Origin of the sequence: Sphingomonas sp. (assembly GCF_036402235.1) — a bacterium.
Taxonomy (GTDB): Bacteria; Pseudomonadota; Alphaproteobacteria; order Sphingomonadales; family Sphingomonadaceae; genus Sphingomonas.
Window position 1 is genome coordinate 13,361 of sequence record NZ_DASWTG010000086.1, and the last position, 19,668, is coordinate 33,028.

The window sequence follows — 19,668 nt, forward strand, 5'->3', positions numbered from 1 at the left end:
AGAGGCGGGTTGCTCCGTTCGGAGCCACCCCAGGGGGAGGAACGATATGCGCCACATCAGAACTTATAGGACAGGCCGATATAGGCGCGCCGCCCGAAATAATTGCTCCGGACGAAACGGGCGTCGGTGTCGTTGCCGAGATGCTGGCGCTCCACCTCCTTGGTCAGGTTGATGACCGAAGCGGACAGCAGCAGGCCGTCCATCAGCTCGTAGGAGGCATTGAGGTCGATCTGCTGGTAGGGCGCGTCATAGATGTTCAGCCCCGAGGAGAGCCCCTGCACCCGCTCGCCGCGCCGGTTGTACGATGCGCGCAGCAGCAGCCTGTCATTCTCGTAGAACACCGACGCGTTGATCTGGGTCTTGGCGCTGCCGACCAGCGGGGAATTGCCGACCACCTGGCCATCGAGCGTGATCTCGGCCACCGAGGTGTCGTTGTAGGTGAAGTTCACCTGCGCACCCAGGCCGAACGGCAGCGTGTGCTGGGCATAGAGCTCGATGCCCTGCGACACCGCATTCGATCCGTTCGCGTTGGTCGAATAAGGCTGGATCAGCACTTGCTGGCCGGCCACCTCGCGCGTCACGTCGAGCACCAGCGGCACGATGAAGTCCGACACCTCCTTGCGGAACAGCGTCATGCCGATCACCGAACCGCGCTTGAAATACCATTCGATGCCGACATCGTACTGCCATGCCGAGAAGGGCTTCAATTCGGCATTGCCGCCTTCGCCCGACCAGCCTTCGAACTCGCCGAACTGGCCGCGGTCGAACGCCCATGCCTCCGAGCGATAGGTGAGCGAGCGCTGCCGCCCGAGCTCGTGGATCGACGGGCGGGCGATCACCTTCGCAACCGCACCGCGCACCAGCAGGTTGGGGGTGATCTCGTAGGAGACGTTCAGGCTCGGCAGCCAGTCGGTGTAGCTCTTGGACTGGTCGACAGGGGTGTTGACCAACCGGCGGCGCTGTTCGAGCGGGATGACCAGACAGTTGCCGTCGGGGCCGAGCGGCTTGTTGGGGTCGAAATCCCCGCCCGGACCGTCGACGCAATAATCGTCGAGATATTCCAGCCGGTCCGTGCTGACGCCCGATTGCTTGGTGTTGGCGACGCGCAGGCCGATATTGCCGCGAAAGCCGCCGCTTTCGAAATTGGCCTGGACGTAGCCGGCCCAGACGCGCTCGCTCAGATTGTACACATTCTCCGGCTCGGGCACGCGCACCGACGGGCCGTAGGTCGTGTTGATATGGGCGAGATAGCGTTCAAAATCGATGCCGGGGAATGAGCTCGCGCCCACGCCGCGGGGAATGTTGCCGATCGGGCTCTCGTAGAAATATTCCGGACGCGCGATCGCGCCTTCGGGCGTGTCCTGATAACGCAGCTCGGTTGCCGGATCGGCGTACCATTCGTTGCGGCCGCGTTCGCGGTGGACGTTCAGCTCGCGCCACTTGGCGCCGACCTGGATCGAGTTCAGGAAGCCGTCGAAACGGCGGGTGAGGTCAAGCTGCGCGTAGCGCTGTTCCAGCTCGCTGTTGGTGAAGCCCGAACCGGTCGATCCGATATCGATCTGCGCGATGCCGTTCCGCAAATTCTCCTGCAGTCCGGGCGAGAACTCCATATTGAGATCACCGCCGGTGAAGTCCCAGGCGCTGAGGAAATTGCCGTTCCGTTCGGCGCCGGTGGTCGTCAGCCGCGGCTTCGCCGCGACGTTGAACCGCATCGAAGGCCCACCGGTCGCCCGCGTCTTGCCGAACTTCGCGACCGCGTGGAAACGGTCGCCTTCATATTTGACCTCGGTCTCGAACGTGTTGGAGACCTGCTTCTCGCGGCTGTAGGTGCCGGCGAGCTGGGGCGTTTCCATGGTGCATGGCGGGGTATTGGCGAGGCATTCGGTTCCCGCCGCCGGGACCTCGAACCGCGCCGATTGGAAAATGGTGCCGCTGGGATCGAAGGTCGGGCCGGTGAAGAAATTCCCATAACCCCATTCGGGAATCTTCAGCACGTTGCTGGTGAAGTCGCTGCTATACTGGAACCGGAAATAGTTGGAGGTCACGGTCACATTGTCGAACGGCTTGACCTGAACCGTCGCCTGAACGCCCCAGCGCTCGCGCTCCTGATTGAACACCTCCGCATTCACCGATTGCGGCGCCCAGTACCCGGTATAATGCGTCCCGTCGCGGGCGGTGACCCCTTCGCCCGGCCAATAGGAGATGGCATCGTCATTGGCGTAGGGATTGCCGTTGATGTCGGTCGCGGGGGTCAGCACGTTGCCGTCCGCGTCGCGGTCGCTCCACCAGCGCCAGGTCTCGGTGGTGCCGCGCAGTTCGCGGTTGGAACGCTTCTGATAGACGCCGCCGACCAGGATGCCGAACGTCTCGGCCTCGTTCTTCCAGGAAACCTGCCCGGAGAGTTGCGGCTCGAACTTCTCGGTGGTGTCCGAATAGGTGCCTTCGACCGATGCGAAGCCCGACCAGGCCGGCAGGTCGAGCGGGCGCCGCGTGTTGAGGATGATCGTGCCGCCGACGCCGCCTTCCTCGAGCCGCGCCTCTGGCGACTTGTACACCTCCGTGCTTGCGATGAAGTCGGACGGCAGCAGCACATAGTTGAACGATCGCTGCGGATCGCCGCTGTCCGCGCCCGCCAGGAAATTGCCGTTGAGCAGCGTCAAGGTCAGCCCTTCCTGCAGGCCGCGAATGCTGACGCGGCTGCCCTCGCCGCCATCGCGTGAGATGATCACGCCCGGCACGCGCTGCAGCGCATCGGCGACGTTCTTGTCGGGGAACTTGCCGATATCCTCGGCGGTGATGACATCGACGAACGCATTTGCTTCGCGCTTCTGCTCGAGGCTCGCCTCGATCGACCGGCGATAGCCGGTGACGACGATTGCTTCATCCTCCTGCGCGGCATCGCCTGCCTGAGGGCTTGCCTGGGGCTGTGCATCGGCGGGGGCCGGCTGGTCCTGGGCGTATGCGGGGACGGCGGACAGGCCGACCACGACACCGGCGGTCAGCATCAGGTCGCGCACCAGCCGCTCACGGCCGCGCACCTCTGGCGAACGGATTTGCCCTGCCTTCATGTGATCACTCTCCCTGTTGGAGGGGCTTTGCCCCGCTCATTATCCGGCTCCGCAGGAACCGAACTCCGGCCCTGTCCAGTGCGCGCAGCCTCAATTCAGAATATAAAAAACAATTTGTCAAATAAATCTTTCCGGCACCTGCGGAGGCTCGGCGAAGTGAGCCTAAATCGCTATGGAACGGCGATTTTTCGAGGATCGGGAAACCTTCGGGCGTGAGCCGCAACCACCCTTCTCGCGACGGCCTGTGCACCGGCGAGCACGGGAGACGGTGGCGCGTTCCGCCTGCGGCGAGTCAGTCCTGCGTTTCGACTCGCCAGAGCGGAGCAGCGATGTCCGACAGGCTTTCCGGAGGCGCCTTCGGCACCGCCCGATCATAGGTCAGAAGGCCGTTGATCTCGTCTTCGACATCGGTGGTCTGCGTATAGACCGATGCGCTGAGCCCGGCCTCCCTGGCCTGTCGGACGACCTCTTCCATCTTGCGCCGGTAGCGCGCGAGATAGTCCTTCTCGTCCCGCGCGACCTGATAGCTCCAATTGCCCTTGCCCGGCCGCCAGATATGCCCTGCGATCGGAAAGCCGACGCCGCCATATTCGCCGAGTACGATCGCGCGGTTCGCCTGGAGCGGCGGCGTCTTTGGCACATCCTCATAGGTGTGGATGTCGAGCACGTCGGACGCATCGGGCGCGACGTCGAGCCAACCCGAATTGGCATTGACCAGCCGCGACGGATCGAGGCCCTTCACGAAGCGCGTAAGGGTCGCCGAATCATACTGGCCCCATCCCTCGTTGTTGACGACCCACATCACGATCGACGGGAAGGCGCGTAGCTCGCCGATCATCTCGGACAATTGCTTCTGCTGCTCGGCCATGGTCTCCGACGGAAACACCGCCTGATACCGGCTCGTGCCGGCGAGATACTGGTCCTCGCCGCCCCCCGACGGCATGTCCTGCCAGATCAGCATGCCCAGTTTGTCGGCATCGTAGTAGTAGCGCGCGGGTTCGATCTTGATGTGCTTGCGCAGCATGTTGAAGCCAGCCTTTTTGAGGAAGACGATGTCACTCTTCATCGCCGCTTCGGATGGTGGCGTATAAAGCCCATCCGGCCACCAGCCCTGGTCGAGCGTGCCGTTCTGGAAGAGGGGCTTGTTGTTGAGCAGGATCGCGGGCTGCCCCTGCACCCGGCCGGGTCCGATCGAGATCTTGCGCATCGCGAAATAGGCGTCGACGCTGTCGCGCGGCGCGCCGCTCACCTGCGCGCGCGAATAGACCTGCTGCTCGTGGAAGGTGAAGCGCGAGTCATAGGCCTTGCGGTCGCGTTCCTTCTCCCCCGCATAGGGGTCGCGCACCGTCACCAGCTCGGCCTTGAGATCGTAGAGATGGGGATCGTCGGGCGACCACAGGCGCGCGCCGGGGACCTTTAGCGTCGCGCGCCGGTTGGCGCGGATGATCGTCGAGGCGATGACCTTGCCGCCCGCGCTCGCGGTCAGCCGGACCGCATCGGTGTCGTTCGCCCAGCCGCTCAGCGCCACCGCGACGTCGAGCGTACCGCGGTCGATATCGGGGATCGCGCGGACCTCGGTGATATGGAGCTTGGGCACCGGCTCGAGCCACACGGTCTGCCAGATGCCGCTGACCGCGGTGTACCAGATGCCCGAAGGGTCGAGGATCTGCTTGCCGCGCGGCTGGGTGCCGGCGCTGGTCGGATCGGTCACCTCGACGACAAGCTCGTTCGCGCCGGGCTTCAGATAGGGCGTGATATCGAAGCCGAAGGCGTCGAACCCGCCCTTGTGCGATCCCACGACCGATCCGTTGACGCGCACCGTCGCCTCGTAATCGACCGCGCCGAAATTGAGCATGACGTGCTCACCCTGCCATGCCGCGGGCACGGTGAAGCTGCGGCGATACCAGATGCGATCGTCGGGCGTGACCTTGCGCGCGACGCGGGAGAGCTTCGATTCCACAGGGAATGGCACGAGGATCTTGCCGTCCATCGCCGCCGGCTGTCCGGCGGCCTTGGGCGCGATGGCATAGTCCCACAGGCCGTTGAGGTTGAGCCAGCGCTCGCGCACCATCTGCGGGCGCGGATAGAGGCGCCACGCATTCTCCGGCGTCACCTCCCTGCCCCAGCGCGTGACCAGGTTGCTGGTATAGACGGCATCCCCGGCCGGTGGCGGCGCGGCCTGGGCCTGCGCCGCCGCCGGCGCGAGGGCAAGAAACGATGCGGTGATCAAGAAGCTACGCATGGTGCCTGTCCTTGTTGGGATGGGGGAGCCCAGGACCCGCGGGGGGAATGGCAGGTCCTGGGCTCCCGCCCCCGCGGGGGCGGCGGGGGCGTGAGGGCCGACTAACGTTTTTGCGACATCGATGGCGGCGCGGCACCGGGCGCGGCGCCCCACGCCTTGTTCGGCTTCGGCCCCATGGTGAAGACGAAGGTCGCCCCGTCCTTCACATCGTCATGGCGGAACCACGGCTTGTTCCACGGCCTGCCATTGAGCGTCGCCGATTGGATATAGACATTCGTTGCGGAGTTGTTGCGCGCAACGATGCGCAGCCGCTTGCCGTTGCCCATCTCGAGGCTGGCATCGTCGAACACCGGGCTGCCGATGATATAGTCCTGGCTCGACGGATCGACCGGATAGAAGCCAAGCGCGGAGAGCGCGTACCACGAAGAGGTCGCCCCCTGATCGTCCATCCCCGGATAGCCGTAGCCCGCCGCGTCGGTGGCATAGGTCTTTTCGAGGATCTGCCGCACCAGCGCCTGCGTCTTCCACGGCTGGCCGCTCCAGTTGTAGTAATAGGGCGCCTGCTGGTCGGGCTGGTTGCCATGGACATATTGCCCGATCACGCCGGTGCAGTCGCGGCAGATGCCCTTGGGATTGTACGGCTTGGTGAAGAATTCATCGAGCTTGGCGTTGAACGCGTCGCGCCCGCCGAGCAGATCGATCAGCCCCTGAACGTCATGCGGCACCAGCCACAGCGTGGACCAGCCCGACGCCTCCTTCATCATGAAGTTGTAATAAGGCTCCTGCGGATCGAACGGCGCGATCCACTTGCCGTCGGCGGTGCGCCCGCGCATGAAGCCGATCGCCTTGTCGAAGACGTTCGCGTAATTGCCCGCGCGCTTCAGGAACATCCGGTAGTCGGCATCCTTGCCCAGCTTCTTCGCGTAGAGCGCGAGCGCATAATCGTCCCATGCATATTCGAGCGTCTTGTCCACGCCCGCCTTGCCCCCGGCATAGGGTGGGCTGGGATCATGATCGGGCACGATGTCCGAGATCCAGCCCTGCTTCATATATTCGGCGAGATAGTCGCGAGGCCCCTTGGGGTCGGTCGCGTTCTTGCGCAGATACTCGTACGCGGCCTCATAGTCGAACTCGATCCCGCGCTCCCACGCGCCGAGATAGAGGAACACCGCATTGTCGCCGTGGAAAGAGGTGTTCATGAACCCCTTCTCGCGCGCCATCGCGAGCTCGGACGCCATGATATTCTTCACTGTCGCCTGCTCCATCAGCTCGAGCAGCACGATCTGGTTCCGCCCGGTATCCCAGAACGGCACCGGACCGTAGCGGTCGTGCGTCGCCGTCTGCACCTTGCCGTTGGTGTCGGCGAACGGCTCGCCCTTGGCGGCGATCAGGCGCGGCGACGCGAAGGACTGGAACAGCGTCGAGTAAAAGAGCTTGCGCTGCTTCTCGGTGCCGCCCGACACGCGCACGCGATCGAGCAGCTGCGCCCAGGTGCCACGGGCGGCGGCATGGACGCCGTCGAAATCCCAGCCCGGAATCTCGGCGGCGAGCCGCTGCGCGGCTTGCTCATAGCTGGTGCCGTGCGCGATCTTCATCAGCACCTGCTCGCCGGCCTTGGTGTTGAAGGTCACATAGCTGCCGGCATAGCTGCCCGATATGCCGCGCCCGCCGGGTCGGACGTCGCTGATGCCAATGCCCCAGCCCTGATTGTCCCCGGGTGATTTCCGGAACGTACCGAGCGCGGAGAAGGGCTTAGAGAACTCAGCGACGAAATAGCTCCCGCCGGTCTTGCCCCTGTCGTTCGACCGCCCGCGCACGATGCGGTCGCCGACGACTTCCACGGCCCCGCCATGCCGCGGCAGGTTGACGATGACGTTCGACCGCGCGCTTTGGGGAAAGGTGAAGCGCATCACGCTCGCCCAGCGCGTCGCGGTCAGCTCGGCGCGCGTGCGGAAAGTGTCGAGATAGACCGAATAATAGCCCGGCGACGCCTTCTCCCGCGCCTTGTCGTACCAGGACTGGCTATAGGCGGGCGGTGGCGACCAGTCCCCAACCACCGGCATGACGATCGGCTGGGCACCACCACCGTAAGTCGATCCCCCGCCGCCGGTGAAGCCGATCATCGTCGGGTTGGTGTAGTAATAGGGAACGGGGACGCCGTTCGGGTAGAGCAGCTCGATATTGTTGTTGACCGGCGCGGCCTCGACCGCACCGTGCGGCAGCCGCGCGCCCGGCGAGGTCTGCCCCGAATAGACCGGCTCGCCCGGCGGCGGGGCATTGCCGATCACCACCGGATCGTCGAGGGGCGCGGTGCCGACGAGCGGGTCGGCAAGCTCGACGGGCGCCGGGCCCTGCTGCGCCGCTGCGGAGGAAAAGAACAGCGCGAGCGGCAGCGCCGCCACAGAAGACGCAGCGGACGTCCTCCACCTTCGCGGGCTGCGCCTGCCAGGCAAAGGGTTCGCGATGACATTGTCTCTCATCAACATTTTGCGCCCCTTCAATGCGGTGAGATTTGCTGAGTCTCGATCTGCGCCGCCGGCACCCGCGCCGCGCGCCAGCCGAAGACCGCGATGACGAGGTAACAGGCCATCGGCACCAGGAACGCGAGGAAGCGGCTGCCGCTGGCATCGGCGATCTGTGCGAACAGCAACGGCACCAGCGCCCCGCCGACGATCGCCATGCACAGCAGCCCGGACGTCGCCGAAGCCAGCGCGGTCGAACGCTCGATCGTCAGCGAGAAGATCACGGGGAACATGATCGAGTTGAACAGCCCGACCGAGATGGCGAGCACGCCCGCTACCGGCCCGCTGATCTGGCTGACGGTCAGGCACAGCAGGGCGGCGGCGATCGCCGCCGCCGCGAGCAGCGGCCCCGCAGGCAGCTTGTAGAGCAGGCCCGAGCCCACGAATCGCCCGATCATCGCGCCCAGCCAGTAGAGGCTGACCAGCCCGCCCGCCTCCACCGCGCTGATCGCGAACACGTCGGGCTGCTCGAGGAAATTGACCATCGCGCTGCCGATCGCGACCTCGGCGCCGACATAGAGGAAGATCGACAGCGCCCCGGCGAGCGCCCAAGGCGAGGAGAATGCGCTGGCGACGCTGGCGCTCTTCTCGAGCGGCGGCGCCGCTGCGGTGATGTCGTGGCGGACCCGGTAGAGGAAGGTCGCGAGGACTGCGATCACCACGGCGATGAAGACATAGGCGACGTCGATCCGGCCTAGCGAATAGGCGATCTTGGCGTCGGTCACCGGCCCGCCATCGAACAATCCGCCCTGCAGCAGCGTCCGCGCGGCGAGGTACGGCGCAACGACCGTGCCGAACGAGTTGAACGCCTGGCTCAGCACCAGCCGGAAATGCGACCGCTCGGGCCGCCCGAGCGACGCCGACAGCGGATTGGCCGCGACCTGCAGCAACGTGATCCCCGATGCGATCACGAACAGGCCGACGAGCACGATCGGATAGGCGCGCACCACGGTGGCGATCGGCATGATCAGACAGCCCAGGATCATCGTCGCCAGCGCGAGGATGATCGAATTGGCCGCCCCGATCCGCCCCATGATCGCCGCGGCGGGCAAAGACACGACGCCATAGGCCATGAAGAAAGCGAACTGGGTCAGAAAGCTCTCGGTATCGGTGAGCGCGAAGATCGCCTTCACCGCCGGGATCAGGATGTCGTTGACCGCGGTTACCGCCCCCCACACGAAGAACAGCATCGTGACATAGGCGAACGTCCAGGCGGTGCCCGGCCGGCTATCGGTCATTTGATTGTCCTTCTTCGGGATATGCAAGCAGCAGATCGGCATCGGCATCGGCGGCGACGTGCACCGCACCGGTGAGCGCGAGGCATTCGCCCGCCTTGAAGGCGACGCCATCGGCCAGGCCCTTGCCCGCAATCGGGATCAGCCAGGCGGTGTCGCCGTCGGGGAGCGCGACCGTCCACCCGCCGCCGCTGAACCGCTCAAGCACGAACTTGGGTCCGTCGACCAGGACCACGCTGCCGTCATCGACGCGACCCGGCGGCGGCTGAGGCTCGTACGGCCGCGTATCGGCAACGGCGATGCCATCGTCCAGGTGCAGCTCGCGCGGGCGGCCATAGTCGTAGAGCCGGTAGGTCGTCTCGCTGTTCTGCTGCACCTCGATCAGCGTCAGCCCCGCGCCGAGCGCGTGCACCGTGCCCGAGGGGACGTAGAAGAAGTCGCCTGCCTTGACCGGCTTCCAGTCGAGCAGCTGCTCGATGCTGCCGTCCAGCGCCGCCGCGCGCAACGCCGCCTTGTCGACCGGCTCCTTCGTACCGAGCGCCATGGTCGCGCCGGGTTCGGCGCCGAGGATCAGCCAGCATTCGTCCTTGCCGCGGGGCAGCCCGCGGGCGTGCGCCTGCGCATCGTCCGGATGCACTTGAACCGACAGCTTCTCGCTGGTGAACAGATATTTGATCAACAGGTCGGGCGCCGCATTGCCGGGGGTCTGAAACCAGATCTCGCCCACGGGTCCACCGTCCACAGCACCGTCGTCGAACGGCGCCTGCAACCGACGCCGGCCCCAAGGCTTCTCCACCCGATGAGTCGCAAGCAACGTCGCCGGCACCATCCCCTCCTTCAAACCGCGTCCGCCGTTGCGGATCGGGTTTCACGGACGCGATCACACAGGGTGACACCGCCCGATTGCTTGCAACCTGCCCCGGCTCGGTCGAAGACGTCAAGATAATAATGAAAATTAATTTATTTGATTGGCGCCAGCTTCGTATCACATCTGTGCGTGATGCGCGCGCGACGCTCTGGCAAAAGAGATGGGATGGCTGGCGCGGTTCACGCTCGGCGCGGCACCCTCGCGGCGAAGATCGGCACGGCGCACTCACGGGACTCTGCTCCGCTGGCACCGCGGCCACGCTCCCGGTCGTGGTGGCCTGGTCGCCCGCTGCCCCCTCATGTTCGTCGCGACAATGATCCCGCAAGTCATCGTCGTGGCGGCGGTCTTCCCGGAAACCCGCGGCATCGACCTCGATAAGATGGACCATCGGATCCAGGGAAACGAGTCGCCGCGCCTACCGCCCGGCCTGCATCAGGATCGATTCCGACGGCAACAGCTGGTCAAGAAAGGGAATGATCGCCGCCCCGATTGCCGATGCATCGTCGGATGCACCCGCGCGCTGCACCGGCGCCACGACAGGAAGTTTGTGCCCCGCCATCCGGCGATTGAGCCGCTCGACCAAGCCATCGACCAATTTGCCCGGCAACCGTCCACCGATCAGGACGGCGGCGGGATTGATCAGACAGTTCACGGCAATCAGCGGCTGAACCAGCGTATCGGCGGCATCGTCGAGCCATTTGAGGATCACCGCCTCTTGCCCCGCCGGACCATCGATCAATGCTTCGGGACAATCCACCTGGTGCCCGTGCGCCTCCATCCGGGCATAGAGCGCCGACAGCGACACCGTGTCCTGCACATTCGCGCCTTCCCCGCGTTCGGGGTCGGGCATCGCCCAGATCTCGCCCGAGCGGGAATTCGCGCCGCGAACATAGCTTCGATCGATGACCAGACCACCGCCCAGGCCCGCGCTGATCAGCAGGTAGAAGAAGCTGGGATGCGCAATGCCGTTGCCGAGATGCACTTCACCGAGCGCGGCCGAGGCGGCGTCATTGTCAGCGTGAAGCGGCCAGGGCAGCACATCGCGAAGCAATACGCCAAGATCGATATCGTCCCAGGCATCATAGTCCTTGGGCCGGTGTGGCAGCGAAATGCGCCCAAGATCGTCGGGAAGCGCGACTCCGACACCAAGGATACGCGCCCGGTCGATCCCGCCTTCATCGAGCAACCGGGGCAGCATCTCGCGAACGTAGCCGACCACCGTTTCGGGAAGCGCAAACGCGATCTCGCGCGTGTGGCGGCTGCGGATCCTGCCCGCGAGATCGAGCGTCACCAGTGTGATGTGATCGCGATCGATGTTGAGCCCGATCGCGAAGGCGCCGTCGGGATCGATCACGATCCGCATCGCCGGCTGCCCGCGTTTGCCCTGCAGCCGCCCGGCCGGTTTGACAAGGCCAAGGTCGATCAGCCGCTTGGTGATGTTGACGATCGTCGGCGGCGTAAGACCGGTCACGCGCGCGAGTTCGCTTCGCGTCGTCTCGTCGGTCAGGCGGATAGCCTGGAGCACGATCCGCTGGTTATAGTCGCCCGCCCGTTCTAGATTGGTGCCCGAAAGACTAAGGGTCAGCCGGGCATCCCGCGCCTCGATTCCGCTCTTTGCCGTTTGCCGCTGATCAAAAGCCGGGAGACGGGGGGGCATCAGCGGGATCATCTCCGAATTGTCCATATGCCCGATAGCAGAGCACGGGCCGCAGCCCATAAGGATGAACGCTTTAATAAAGCGATTTTAGATAAAGCGCAGCGGAATATGCGTGTCAACGCCGGGTTGACCTGCTCCGTATCAGACCAAATGCTGCCCAGCGTCAGGCTGTCGTCGGCGGTTAGCTGAGTGACCGCTATTGGGACGTGTAGCGGAAGCAGCCCGACGCATAGACCGGGCGCCGGCAGCGGCCAGTGCCTACTTTGAGCCACGCGCCGTGGCGTTCCTGGCGCCTGTGGCGCGGTCGTGCTTCGCCATCGACACGCCGGGAACGGTTGATAATAGGCATTGCCGCAACGAAATGCTATTGATAATCCTTCTCAATTATATAGTAGGCGCCGCAAATCGAGCTAGATGCGAGGGCGGGAAGAATGGCCAAATTGATCATGGCGGCGGGCCTTGCGAGCGTGCTGCTGAGCCAGGCCGCGCATGCGGACGACAATGCGCCGGCAGCGCAGGATGAGGAGATCGTCGTCACCGGCTCGAATGCGGGCACCAAGACGGAAACCCCGCTGACCGAACTGCCCCAGCCGCTCACCGTCATTCCAGCGGAGCAGTATCTCGCTCAGGGGGCGATCAGCATCAGCGATACGGTAAAATATGCCGCCGGCGTGCTCGCCAACCCCTATGGGCGCGACACCCGCGTCGACGGTTTCAACGTGCGTGGAATCGATGCGCTTCAGTTCCGCGACGGCATGCGGGACATCTTCTCCTATTATGCCAGCATCACCTCCGATCCCTATAATTTCTCCCGGGTAGAGATCGTCCGCGGCCCCGCCTCGGTGCTGTTCGGCCAGGGCTCGATCGGCGGCCTCGTCAACCTCGTCTCCAAGACGCCGGAGTTCCGGACGGGCGGCGAGCTGAACCTCGTCTACGGCAGCTATGACCGCAAGGAAGCGCTCGGCGACGTCAATCTCGCGCTGACCAGCAGCCTGGCGATCCGGGCGGTGGCACGCGTGCGAGATGCCGACACCTATGTCGATCATGTCCCCGACGATCGCGTGATGTTCGCCCCCTCGATCCGCTGGCAGCCGACGGCGAGCACGGACATCATCCTGACCGGCCTCTATCAGGAGGACGATACCGGCTCGACCTCGCAGTTCCTGCCGATCGTCGGCACCTTCCGGCCGAACCCCGGCAATCCCGAGGGCCGGCTCGATCCCTATACCTTTGTCGGCAAGGCTGGCTGGGACCGCTATGCCGGGCGCTTGCTGCAGGGGGGCGGGTCGGTGGTCCACCGTTTCTCCGACAATGTCCGGATCAGCCTCAAGGCGCGCTACATCGATAGCGACCTGGAATATTTCACGCATTACGCGGACAGCTACACCAACCCGGCCGATCCGTTCGCGGTGTATGGCACGGACGGCCGCACGATCGGCCTCTATGCCGATGCGAGCGACGCGCGGATGAACGTCTTCTCGACCGACAACAATGTGCAGCTCAAGTTCAACACCGGCGCCGATGTCGAGCACACGCTGCTGGTCGGCCTCGACTATAGCTGGAACAAGGTCGGCAAGCGCTATGCCGCCACGACGATCGAGACGGTCGATCTCTACGACATCGATTACGATGCGCTGCAGACCTATGATCCGAGCGGCCCGTTCGCCTATGACTCGCAGAAGCAGCTCGGCGTCTATGTGCAGGATCAGGTCCGCTTCTTCGACCGCGTGTCGGTGATCGTCGGCGCGCGCCGCGACCATGTCACCAACTCGGCCGGCCAGACCGACAATGCCACAACGTTCCGCGCCGGCATCATCGGCGAGATCGGCGCCGGCTTCTCGCCCTTCTTCAGCTACACCGAGAGCTTCCTGCCGATCGCGGGCAGGCTGACCGGCCCGGGCGGCGCGCCGGGCGCTCCCTTCACCCCGCAGACCGGCACGCAATATGAGGTCGGCGTGAAGTGGCAGCCGAGTCCCGCGACGCTGGTCACCGTGACCGGCTTCCACATCAAGGAGCGCAATCGCGTCCTCTACCTCGCCAATGACGTGACGACCCAGTCTGGCGAGCTGACAACCAGGGGCATCGAGTTCGAGGCGAGCCACATCCTGCCCGGCAATTTCGAGCTGCTGCTCAACTATGGCTACAACGAGCTCAAGTCCGAGGTGAACACAAGCCTCGACTATATGCCGCGCCACACGGCGTCACTGTGGTCGACCAAGGTCTTCGGCCTCGCGAGCGGGCCGCAGCTCAAGCTTGGCGCTGGCGTGGTCTATAGCGGGGAGAGCAAGTCGACGGGACCGCTCGATCCCTATGGCCTCAATCCGTCGATCCCGGCCGGAACGCTCTACGCGCTCGTCACGCCGTCGCGCACCACGGTCGATGCGCTGGCGGAAATCAGCTGGGACAAGTGGCGATTGGCGATCAATGCGACCAACCTGCTGAACGAACGGGCCTTCGCCTCCTGCCTGGCGCGCGGCGATTGCTTCATGGCCGCACCGCGCAACGTGATGGCGACGGTGGGCTTCCGGTTCTGAGCCGGTTGAAGCCAGCCAAGTGGCGATGGCGCTCATGACCATGATAATCGGAGCATGGGATCCCCTCGAACGCACGGCACGGATCAGGTCGCCGACACGCCGTGCGAAGCCTTTGGGTTAGCTTTGCCCGCCTTTTGCCGGGCAAATCATGCAGGCGGACATGGGCTCATAGCGGCTGGTGGAGCTGAGGGGAATCGAACCCCTGACCTCTGCAGTGCGATTGCAGCGCTCTCCCATCTGAGCTACAGCCCCGCTCCACCCCGGCATTGCCGGAAGGCGGTTCCTCTAGCTTCCCTCCTGCCCCGATGCAACGGCCTGATGCGCTTTTTGCCGGTCGGCGCGCGCTTTTCCGGCCCGGCGGCGGATTGCTTCCCTTCACCGCAAGCCGTTCCCGATCCGCCGGAACAAATGCCCCTCCCGATCCTTCTTTCATCCGTGGGGGCGCGGGGCCGCTCCCGCGCCCGGAATTCCGATGAAAGAGGAGGATTTCCAATGGGCTACGAACCTTACCCCAATCACGGCAATGACGATGTCTGGGGCACGCGCGACCAGGAAGCGTCGCGCCGCTACGGCTATGGCTACGACCCCGACCGCGATCGCTATCGTTCGAGCGCGCGCGAATATGCCGCATCGGGCGAGCTGGATCGCGGGCGCGAAGCGTGGCGCAATCGCGACGATTACGGATCGGGTTACGGTCGCGACGAAAGCCGCCCATTCTACGGCGGGCGCGACTGGCGCGACGACCGCAGCGAAGCGCGTGGCTATCGCGGCTATGGCAGTGGCGGTTATGGCCGGCAGGCCGAACCGCGGAGCGACCGCGCCCGCCGGCCGGAAGGCTATTCCTATCAGGACCGCGACTTCTTCAGCCGCGCGGGCGACGAGGTCCGCTCGTGGTTCGGCGACGAGGAGGCCGAGCGGCGCCGGGCTGCGGATGCGCGCTATGACGAGCGCTACGGCAATCGCTGGAACCGCGACGACGACTATCAGGGCTGGCGCCGCCGCCAGATCGAGGAGCTCGACCGCGATTATGACGAGTATCGCCGCGAGAATGCGACGCGTTTCGAGAACGAATTCGGCAGCTGGCGCAGCGAACGCCAGACCCAGCGCGGCGCGCTCGCCCGCGTGACCGAGCATATGGAGGTGCTCGGCTCCGACGGTCAGCATGTCGGCACCGTCGACAAGGTACGCGGCGACCGCATCATCCTGACCAAAAGCGATCCCGATGCCGGCGGCCATCACCATTCGATCCCGTCGCGCTGGATCGATACGGTCGACGACAAGGTGACGATCCGCAAGACCGCGGACGAAGCCCAGGCCGCGTGGCGCGACGAGGAGCGCAGCGGCGCGCTGTTCGGCGAGCGCGACGACAATCGCGGCGCGCATTATCTCAACCGGAGCTTCTCGGGCACTTATTGAGCGGCTGAAGGCAAGGCCCGGACGGGTCGTCCGCGCCTTGCTATTCCGTTTCCGGGATAGCCTGCGTCGCGATCACCTCGATCGCCTCGGGCTTTCCGTTGAAATCCACCCGCTCGCCCGGCTCCGCGCCGATCAGCGTGGCGGCGAGCGGCGCCTGAAAGGCGATGCGGCCGGCGGCCGGATCGGCCTCGTCCGCACCGACGATGTCGATCCGCCGCTCGCGCCCGTTCAGGCGAAAGCGCACGCGCGATCCGATCGCAACGGCATCGCCGCCTGGCACCGGCGCCAGCTCGGCGGTGGTCTGGCGCGTGTGCCAGTAGCGCAGGTCGCGGCGCAACGCCTCACGCGCCGCATCGTCCGGCTCCGCCGCGACCGCCGCTTCCAGCTCGGCGACGCGCGCGTCGATCAGCTTCAGCCCACGCACCGTGACCAGATTGGGGCCGGGCGGGATCGGCAGCTCGAAGCGCGGTTCCTTGTGCTCCTCGTCGCTCTCCCTTCGGAACGCGACGCTCATGGCAGAGGATGCGACATCAGATCGCGCCGCTGAACGTATCGCACTGCGCGGGATCGCCCGTCTCCAGCCCGCGCCGCAGCCACTGCATGCGCTGCGCCGAGGTGCCGTGGGTGAAGCTCTCGGGCACCACCGTGCCCTGCGCCTGTTTCTGGAGCGTGTCGTCGCCGATCGCGTTGGCGGCGCGCATGCCTTCCTCGATATCGCCGGCCTCGAGCCGGTCCTTGTTTCGCGCGGCCCACACGCCGGCATAGCAATCGGCCTGAAGCTCGACGCGCACCGACATCTGGTTGCCCTGCGCGCGGCTCATCCGCGCCTGCGCGGCGCGCACCTTCTCCATCGTGCCGGTGATGTTCTGGATGTGATGCCCCACCTCGTGCGCGATCACATAGTAGCGGGCGAAATCACCCGCCGCGCCGAACCGGTTCTCGAGCTCGCGGAAGAAGCTGGTGTCGAGATAGACTCCCTGATCCGCCGGGCAATAGAAAGGCCCTGCCGCAGACGAGGCGTTGCCGCAGCCCGACTGGACGCTGCCCTGATAGAAGCTCAGCACCGGCGGCCGGTATCCCTGCAGCAGCTGGCTCCAGGTCTGCTCGGTGCTGCGCAGCATGCGGCACGACTGCAGTTCCTCGGGCGTATCACACGCCTTGTTCTGGCCGACCTGCTGCTGCCCCGTGCCGCCGGGCGCCACGCCGCCGCTGAGCAGCCCGCCCCCGCCGCCGATCGCCATGAAGATCGCGACGCCGATTCCGATCAGCGCGATCGTTCCGCAGCCCAGCCGGCTGCCCAGCAGCATCGGCAGCAGGCCGAGCAGGATATTACCCCCGCCCCCACCAAAGCCGCCACCACCGCTGCCTTGGCCGAGATCGCGGACATTTTCGCTGGGATCGAGATCGTCGAGCCGCATGACGGGCACCCCTTGTTCGTTTCCTGTCTGACAATGCCCCAGCTTGCCGCCCGTTGCACGCCGATTTGCAATATGCGCGATTGCCCTTCGCGCTGCACCGCGGCATGACCGGTATATGGCCGATGCCGAACCCCACCGCAGACCGGGGCGCAATTCGAAGGGCGAGCGTCCGCTGCCGCTTCCCGATTGCGTGGCGCTGGTGCTGCAGGGCGGCGGTGCGCTGGGCAGCTATCAGGCCGGGGTGATCGAGGAGCTGGCCGAGGCGGAGATCGAGATCGACTGGGTCGCCGGCATCTCGATCGGCGCGGTCAATGCCGCGATCGTCGCGGGCAACTCGCCCGAGCGCCGCGCCGAGCGGCTCGCCGCCTTCTGGGATCAGGTGACAAGCGCGCTGCCGAGCTTCCCGATCTTCCCGCAGGACGAGATCCGCGAGGCGGTGCACGAATGGTCCGCCGCAATGGTGCTGGCACAGGGCGTGCCGGGCTTCTTCCGCCCGCATCTGATCCCGCCGGTCTTCTCGCCGCCGGGAAGCTGCGAGGCGCTGAGCTTCTACGACAGCGGGCCGCTGAGGGCGACGCTCGATTCGCTGATCGACTGGGATCTGCTCAACAGCGGGCCGGTGCGGCTGTCGGTCGGCGCGGTCGAGATCGAGAGCGGCAATTTCCGCTATTTCGACACGACGCAGGAACGGATCGACGCGCGCCACATCATGGCCTCGGGCGCGCTCCCGCCGGGACTCCCGCCGGTCGAGATCGACGGCAAATATTATTGGGACGGCGGGCTCGTCTCGAACACCCCGCTTACCCATGTGCTCGATCACCAGACCGAGCCGATGCTGGTGTTCCAGGTCGACCTCTTCTCGTCCGCCGCGGTGATGCCGCGCACGATCACCGACGCGCTGGCGCGCGAGAAGGAGATCCGCTTCTCGAGCCGCACCCGCCAGGTCTCGGCCGAGCGGATGCGGCTGCGGCAGGAGCGCGAGGCGATCCGCAAGGTGCTGGCCAAGCTCCCGCCCGAGCTGCGCGACGATCCCGATGTCGCGGCGCTCCGCGAAGCGGCGGACGAGAAGCCGGTGAGTCTGGTCCACCTGATCTATCGCGCCAATGCCTGGGAAGGCGGCAGCCGAGACTTTGAATTCTCCGCGCGATCGATGCGCGAGCATTGGGAATCCGGCCGCCTGTCGGTCAGGGAGACGATGGCGAATGCCCGTCTCGTCGCCAGCAACATCATTGACGGGCACAATGCGGCGTTCGATCTGACGCCAAAGCGAAGCTAGGAGTCGACATGTTCCTTTCCGGCAAATCCGCCATCGTCACCGGCTCGACCTCGGGCATCGGCCTCGCCATCGCGAAGGCGCTTGCCGCCGAGGGGGCGAGCGTGATGATCAACGGCTTCGGTGACGCCGCCGCGATCGAGACCGAGCGCGCCGGGCTCGCGGCGCTGAGCGGGGCGAAGGCGCTGTACGACGGCGCCGACATGTCCAAGCCCGACGCGATCTATGCGATGGTCGAGCGCTGCCATGCCGAGCTCGGCGGGCCCGACATCATCGTCAACAATGCCGGCATCCAGCATGTCGCTGCGATCGAGGATTTCCCGCCCGAGAAATGGGACGCGATCATCGCGATCAACCTTTCCGCTGCCTGGCACATGATGCGCGCCGCGGTGCCGCACATGAAGGCCGCCAAATGGGGACGGATCATCAACACCGCCTCCGCCCACAGCCTCGTCGCCAGCCCCAACAAGTCCGCCTATGTCGCCGCCAAGCACGGCATCGCCGGCCTGACCAAGACGATCGCGCTGGAGACCGCGACCGATGGCGTGACGGTCAACTGCATCTCCCCCGGCTATGTCTGGACGCCGCTGGTGGAGAACCAGATTCCCGACACGATGAAGGCGCGGAACATGACGCGCGAGCAGGTGATGAACGACGTGCTCCTCGCCGCGCAGCCGACCAAGCAGTTCGTCCAGCCGGAACAGGTCGCCGCGCTGCTGGTTTTCCTCTGTCGCGATGAAGCGAGCGCGATCACCGGCGCGAACTATGCGATGGACGGCGGCTGGACGGCCGCCTGAGATGCGTATCGCCCCCACCGCGCTGATCGCCCTCTCGCTCGCCGCCTGCGCAAAGGACGGAACCCTCCAGCTCGTCAAGGAAGCACCCGAGACGCGCTGGCGGATGATCACCACCGATCAGGACCGCGAGCGGCTGCGCAACTGGCGCAAGGCGTGGGTCGCGGCATTGCCCGAGGCGCGCAAGGCCGACGCCGCGGCGATCGCCGAGCAGGGGCCGTTGTTCGAGCCCGATCAGGCGCTGAGCCGCGCGATGCCGCCCGCGGGGGACTATAAGTGCCGCACCTTCAAGCTGGGTGGCCAGCTGCCGGAGATGCGCGACTTCACCGCGCTCCCCTGGTTCAGCTGCCGCATCGGCGAGGGCGAGCTGCCGAGCTTCGCCAAGCTCGACGGATTGCAGCGCCCCATGGGCAGGATCTACGCCGAGAGCGACACCCGGGTGATCTTCCTCGGCGCGCTCGAGCTGGGCGATGAGACCATTCCGCTGACCTACGGGCAGGACATCAAGCGCGACATGGCGGGCTATATCGAGCGCGTCGGCGCCACGCGCTGGCGGCTGGTGCTGCCATGGCCGACCTTTGAATCGCAGCTCGACGTGATCGAGCTGGTCCCCGCCTGAACCCGCCGCTTACCCGCGATTG

Annotated in this window: 13 protein-coding genes and 1 tRNA gene; 5 read left to right on the forward strand and 9 right to left on the reverse strand. The window is 65.6% G+C overall.

The genetic code is table 11. From position 1 onward, the window contains the following. Nucleotides 1-56: 56 nt before the first annotated feature. From VGD28_RS17185 to VGD28_RS17210, 6 genes are all read right to left on the reverse strand, one after another. Nucleotides 57-3,068, reverse strand: coding sequence for a TonB-dependent receptor (locus tag VGD28_RS17185; RefSeq protein WP_331029576.1), 3,012 nt, complete (start codon nt 3,066-3,068; stop codon nt 57-59). Between the two features lie 292 nt (nt 3,069-3,360). Continuing rightward, the gene (locus tag VGD28_RS17190; RefSeq protein WP_331029577.1) at nt 3,361-5,310 is read right to left on the reverse strand and encodes a glycoside hydrolase family 2 protein; all 1,950 of its coding nucleotides are present in this window, start codon (nt 5,308-5,310) and stop codon (nt 3,361-3,363) included. 101 nt (nt 5,311-5,411) lie between these two features. Then, nucleotides 5,412-7,712 carry a GH92 family glycosyl hydrolase gene (locus tag VGD28_RS17195; RefSeq protein WP_331029578.1) on the reverse strand — a complete coding sequence of 767 codons (2,301 nt, stop codon included), beginning with the start codon at nt 7,710-7,712 and terminating at the stop codon, nt 5,412-5,414. A 95-nt stretch (nt 7,713-7,807) separates the two neighbouring features. Next, nucleotides 7,808-9,070 (reverse strand): glucose/galactose MFS transporter, encoded by a 1,263-nt coding sequence (gluP, locus tag VGD28_RS17200; protein ID WP_331029579.1) that lies wholly within the window; start codon nt 9,068-9,070, stop codon nt 7,808-7,810. Next, on the reverse strand, nt 9,060-9,893 hold the full coding sequence (locus VGD28_RS17205; RefSeq protein ID WP_331029580.1) for a class I mannose-6-phosphate isomerase: 834 nt from the start codon (nt 9,891-9,893) through the stop codon (nt 9,060-9,062). The genes gluP and VGD28_RS17205 overlap by 11 nt, the downstream gene beginning before the upstream one ends. A 457-nt stretch (nt 9,894-10,350) precedes the next feature. Then, on the reverse strand, nt 10,351-11,592 hold the full coding sequence (locus tag VGD28_RS17210; protein WP_331029581.1) for an ROK family transcriptional regulator: 1,242 nt from the start codon (nt 11,590-11,592) through the stop codon (nt 10,351-10,353). 431 nt (nt 11,593-12,023) lie between these two features. On the opposite strand from VGD28_RS17210, the gene VGD28_RS17215 reads away from it, so the two are divergent. Beyond that, a complete protein-coding gene (locus tag VGD28_RS17215; RefSeq protein ID WP_331029582.1) occupies nt 12,024-14,126 on the forward strand; it encodes a TonB-dependent siderophore receptor in 2,103 nt (700 codons plus the stop codon). Nucleotides 14,127-14,302: 176 nt separating this feature from the next. On the opposite strand, the gene VGD28_RS17220 is transcribed toward VGD28_RS17215, so the two are convergent. Then, nucleotides 14,303-14,378, reverse strand: a tRNA-Ala gene (locus tag VGD28_RS17220). 240 nt (nt 14,379-14,618) lie between these two features. On the opposite strand from VGD28_RS17220, the gene VGD28_RS17225 reads away from it, so the two are divergent. Beyond that, a complete protein-coding gene (locus tag VGD28_RS17225; RefSeq protein WP_331029583.1) occupies nt 14,619-15,542 on the forward strand; it encodes a DUF2171 domain-containing protein in 924 nt (307 codons plus the stop codon). A gap of 40 nt (nt 15,543-15,582) precedes the next feature. On the opposite strand, the gene VGD28_RS17230 is transcribed toward VGD28_RS17225, so the two are convergent. Together VGD28_RS17230 and ypfJ are read right to left on the reverse strand one after the other, a co-directional pair. Beyond that, nucleotides 15,583-16,056, reverse strand: coding sequence for a GreA/GreB family elongation factor (locus VGD28_RS17230; protein ID WP_331029584.1), 474 nt, complete (start codon nt 16,054-16,056; stop codon nt 15,583-15,585). A 16-nt stretch (nt 16,057-16,072) separates the two neighbouring features. Then, nucleotides 16,073-16,960, reverse strand: coding sequence for a KPN_02809 family neutral zinc metallopeptidase (gene ypfJ / locus VGD28_RS17235; RefSeq protein ID WP_331029585.1), 888 nt, complete (start codon nt 16,958-16,960; stop codon nt 16,073-16,075). A 115-nt stretch (nt 16,961-17,075) separates the two neighbouring features. On the opposite strand from ypfJ, the gene VGD28_RS17240 reads away from it, so the two are divergent. From VGD28_RS17240 to VGD28_RS17250, 3 genes are read left to right on the forward strand one after another with little or no spacing between them, the layout of a single operon-like run. Beyond that, complete coding sequence (locus VGD28_RS17240; protein ID WP_331029586.1) at nt 17,076-18,236, forward strand: patatin-like phospholipase family protein; 1,161 nt, start codon at nt 17,076-17,078, stop codon at nt 18,234-18,236. Nucleotides 18,237-18,244: 8 nt separating this feature from the next. Beyond that, nucleotides 18,245-19,030 carry a 3-hydroxybutyrate dehydrogenase gene (locus VGD28_RS17245; RefSeq protein ID WP_331029587.1) on the forward strand — a complete coding sequence of 262 codons (786 nt, stop codon included), beginning with the start codon at nt 18,245-18,247 and terminating at the stop codon, nt 19,028-19,030. A gap of 1 nt (nt 19,031) precedes the next feature. Continuing rightward, nucleotides 19,032-19,646 (forward strand): DUF4893 domain-containing protein, encoded by a 615-nt coding sequence (locus VGD28_RS17250; protein ID WP_331029588.1) that lies wholly within the window; start codon nt 19,032-19,034, stop codon nt 19,644-19,646. Nucleotides 19,647-19,668 lie beyond the last annotated feature (22 nt).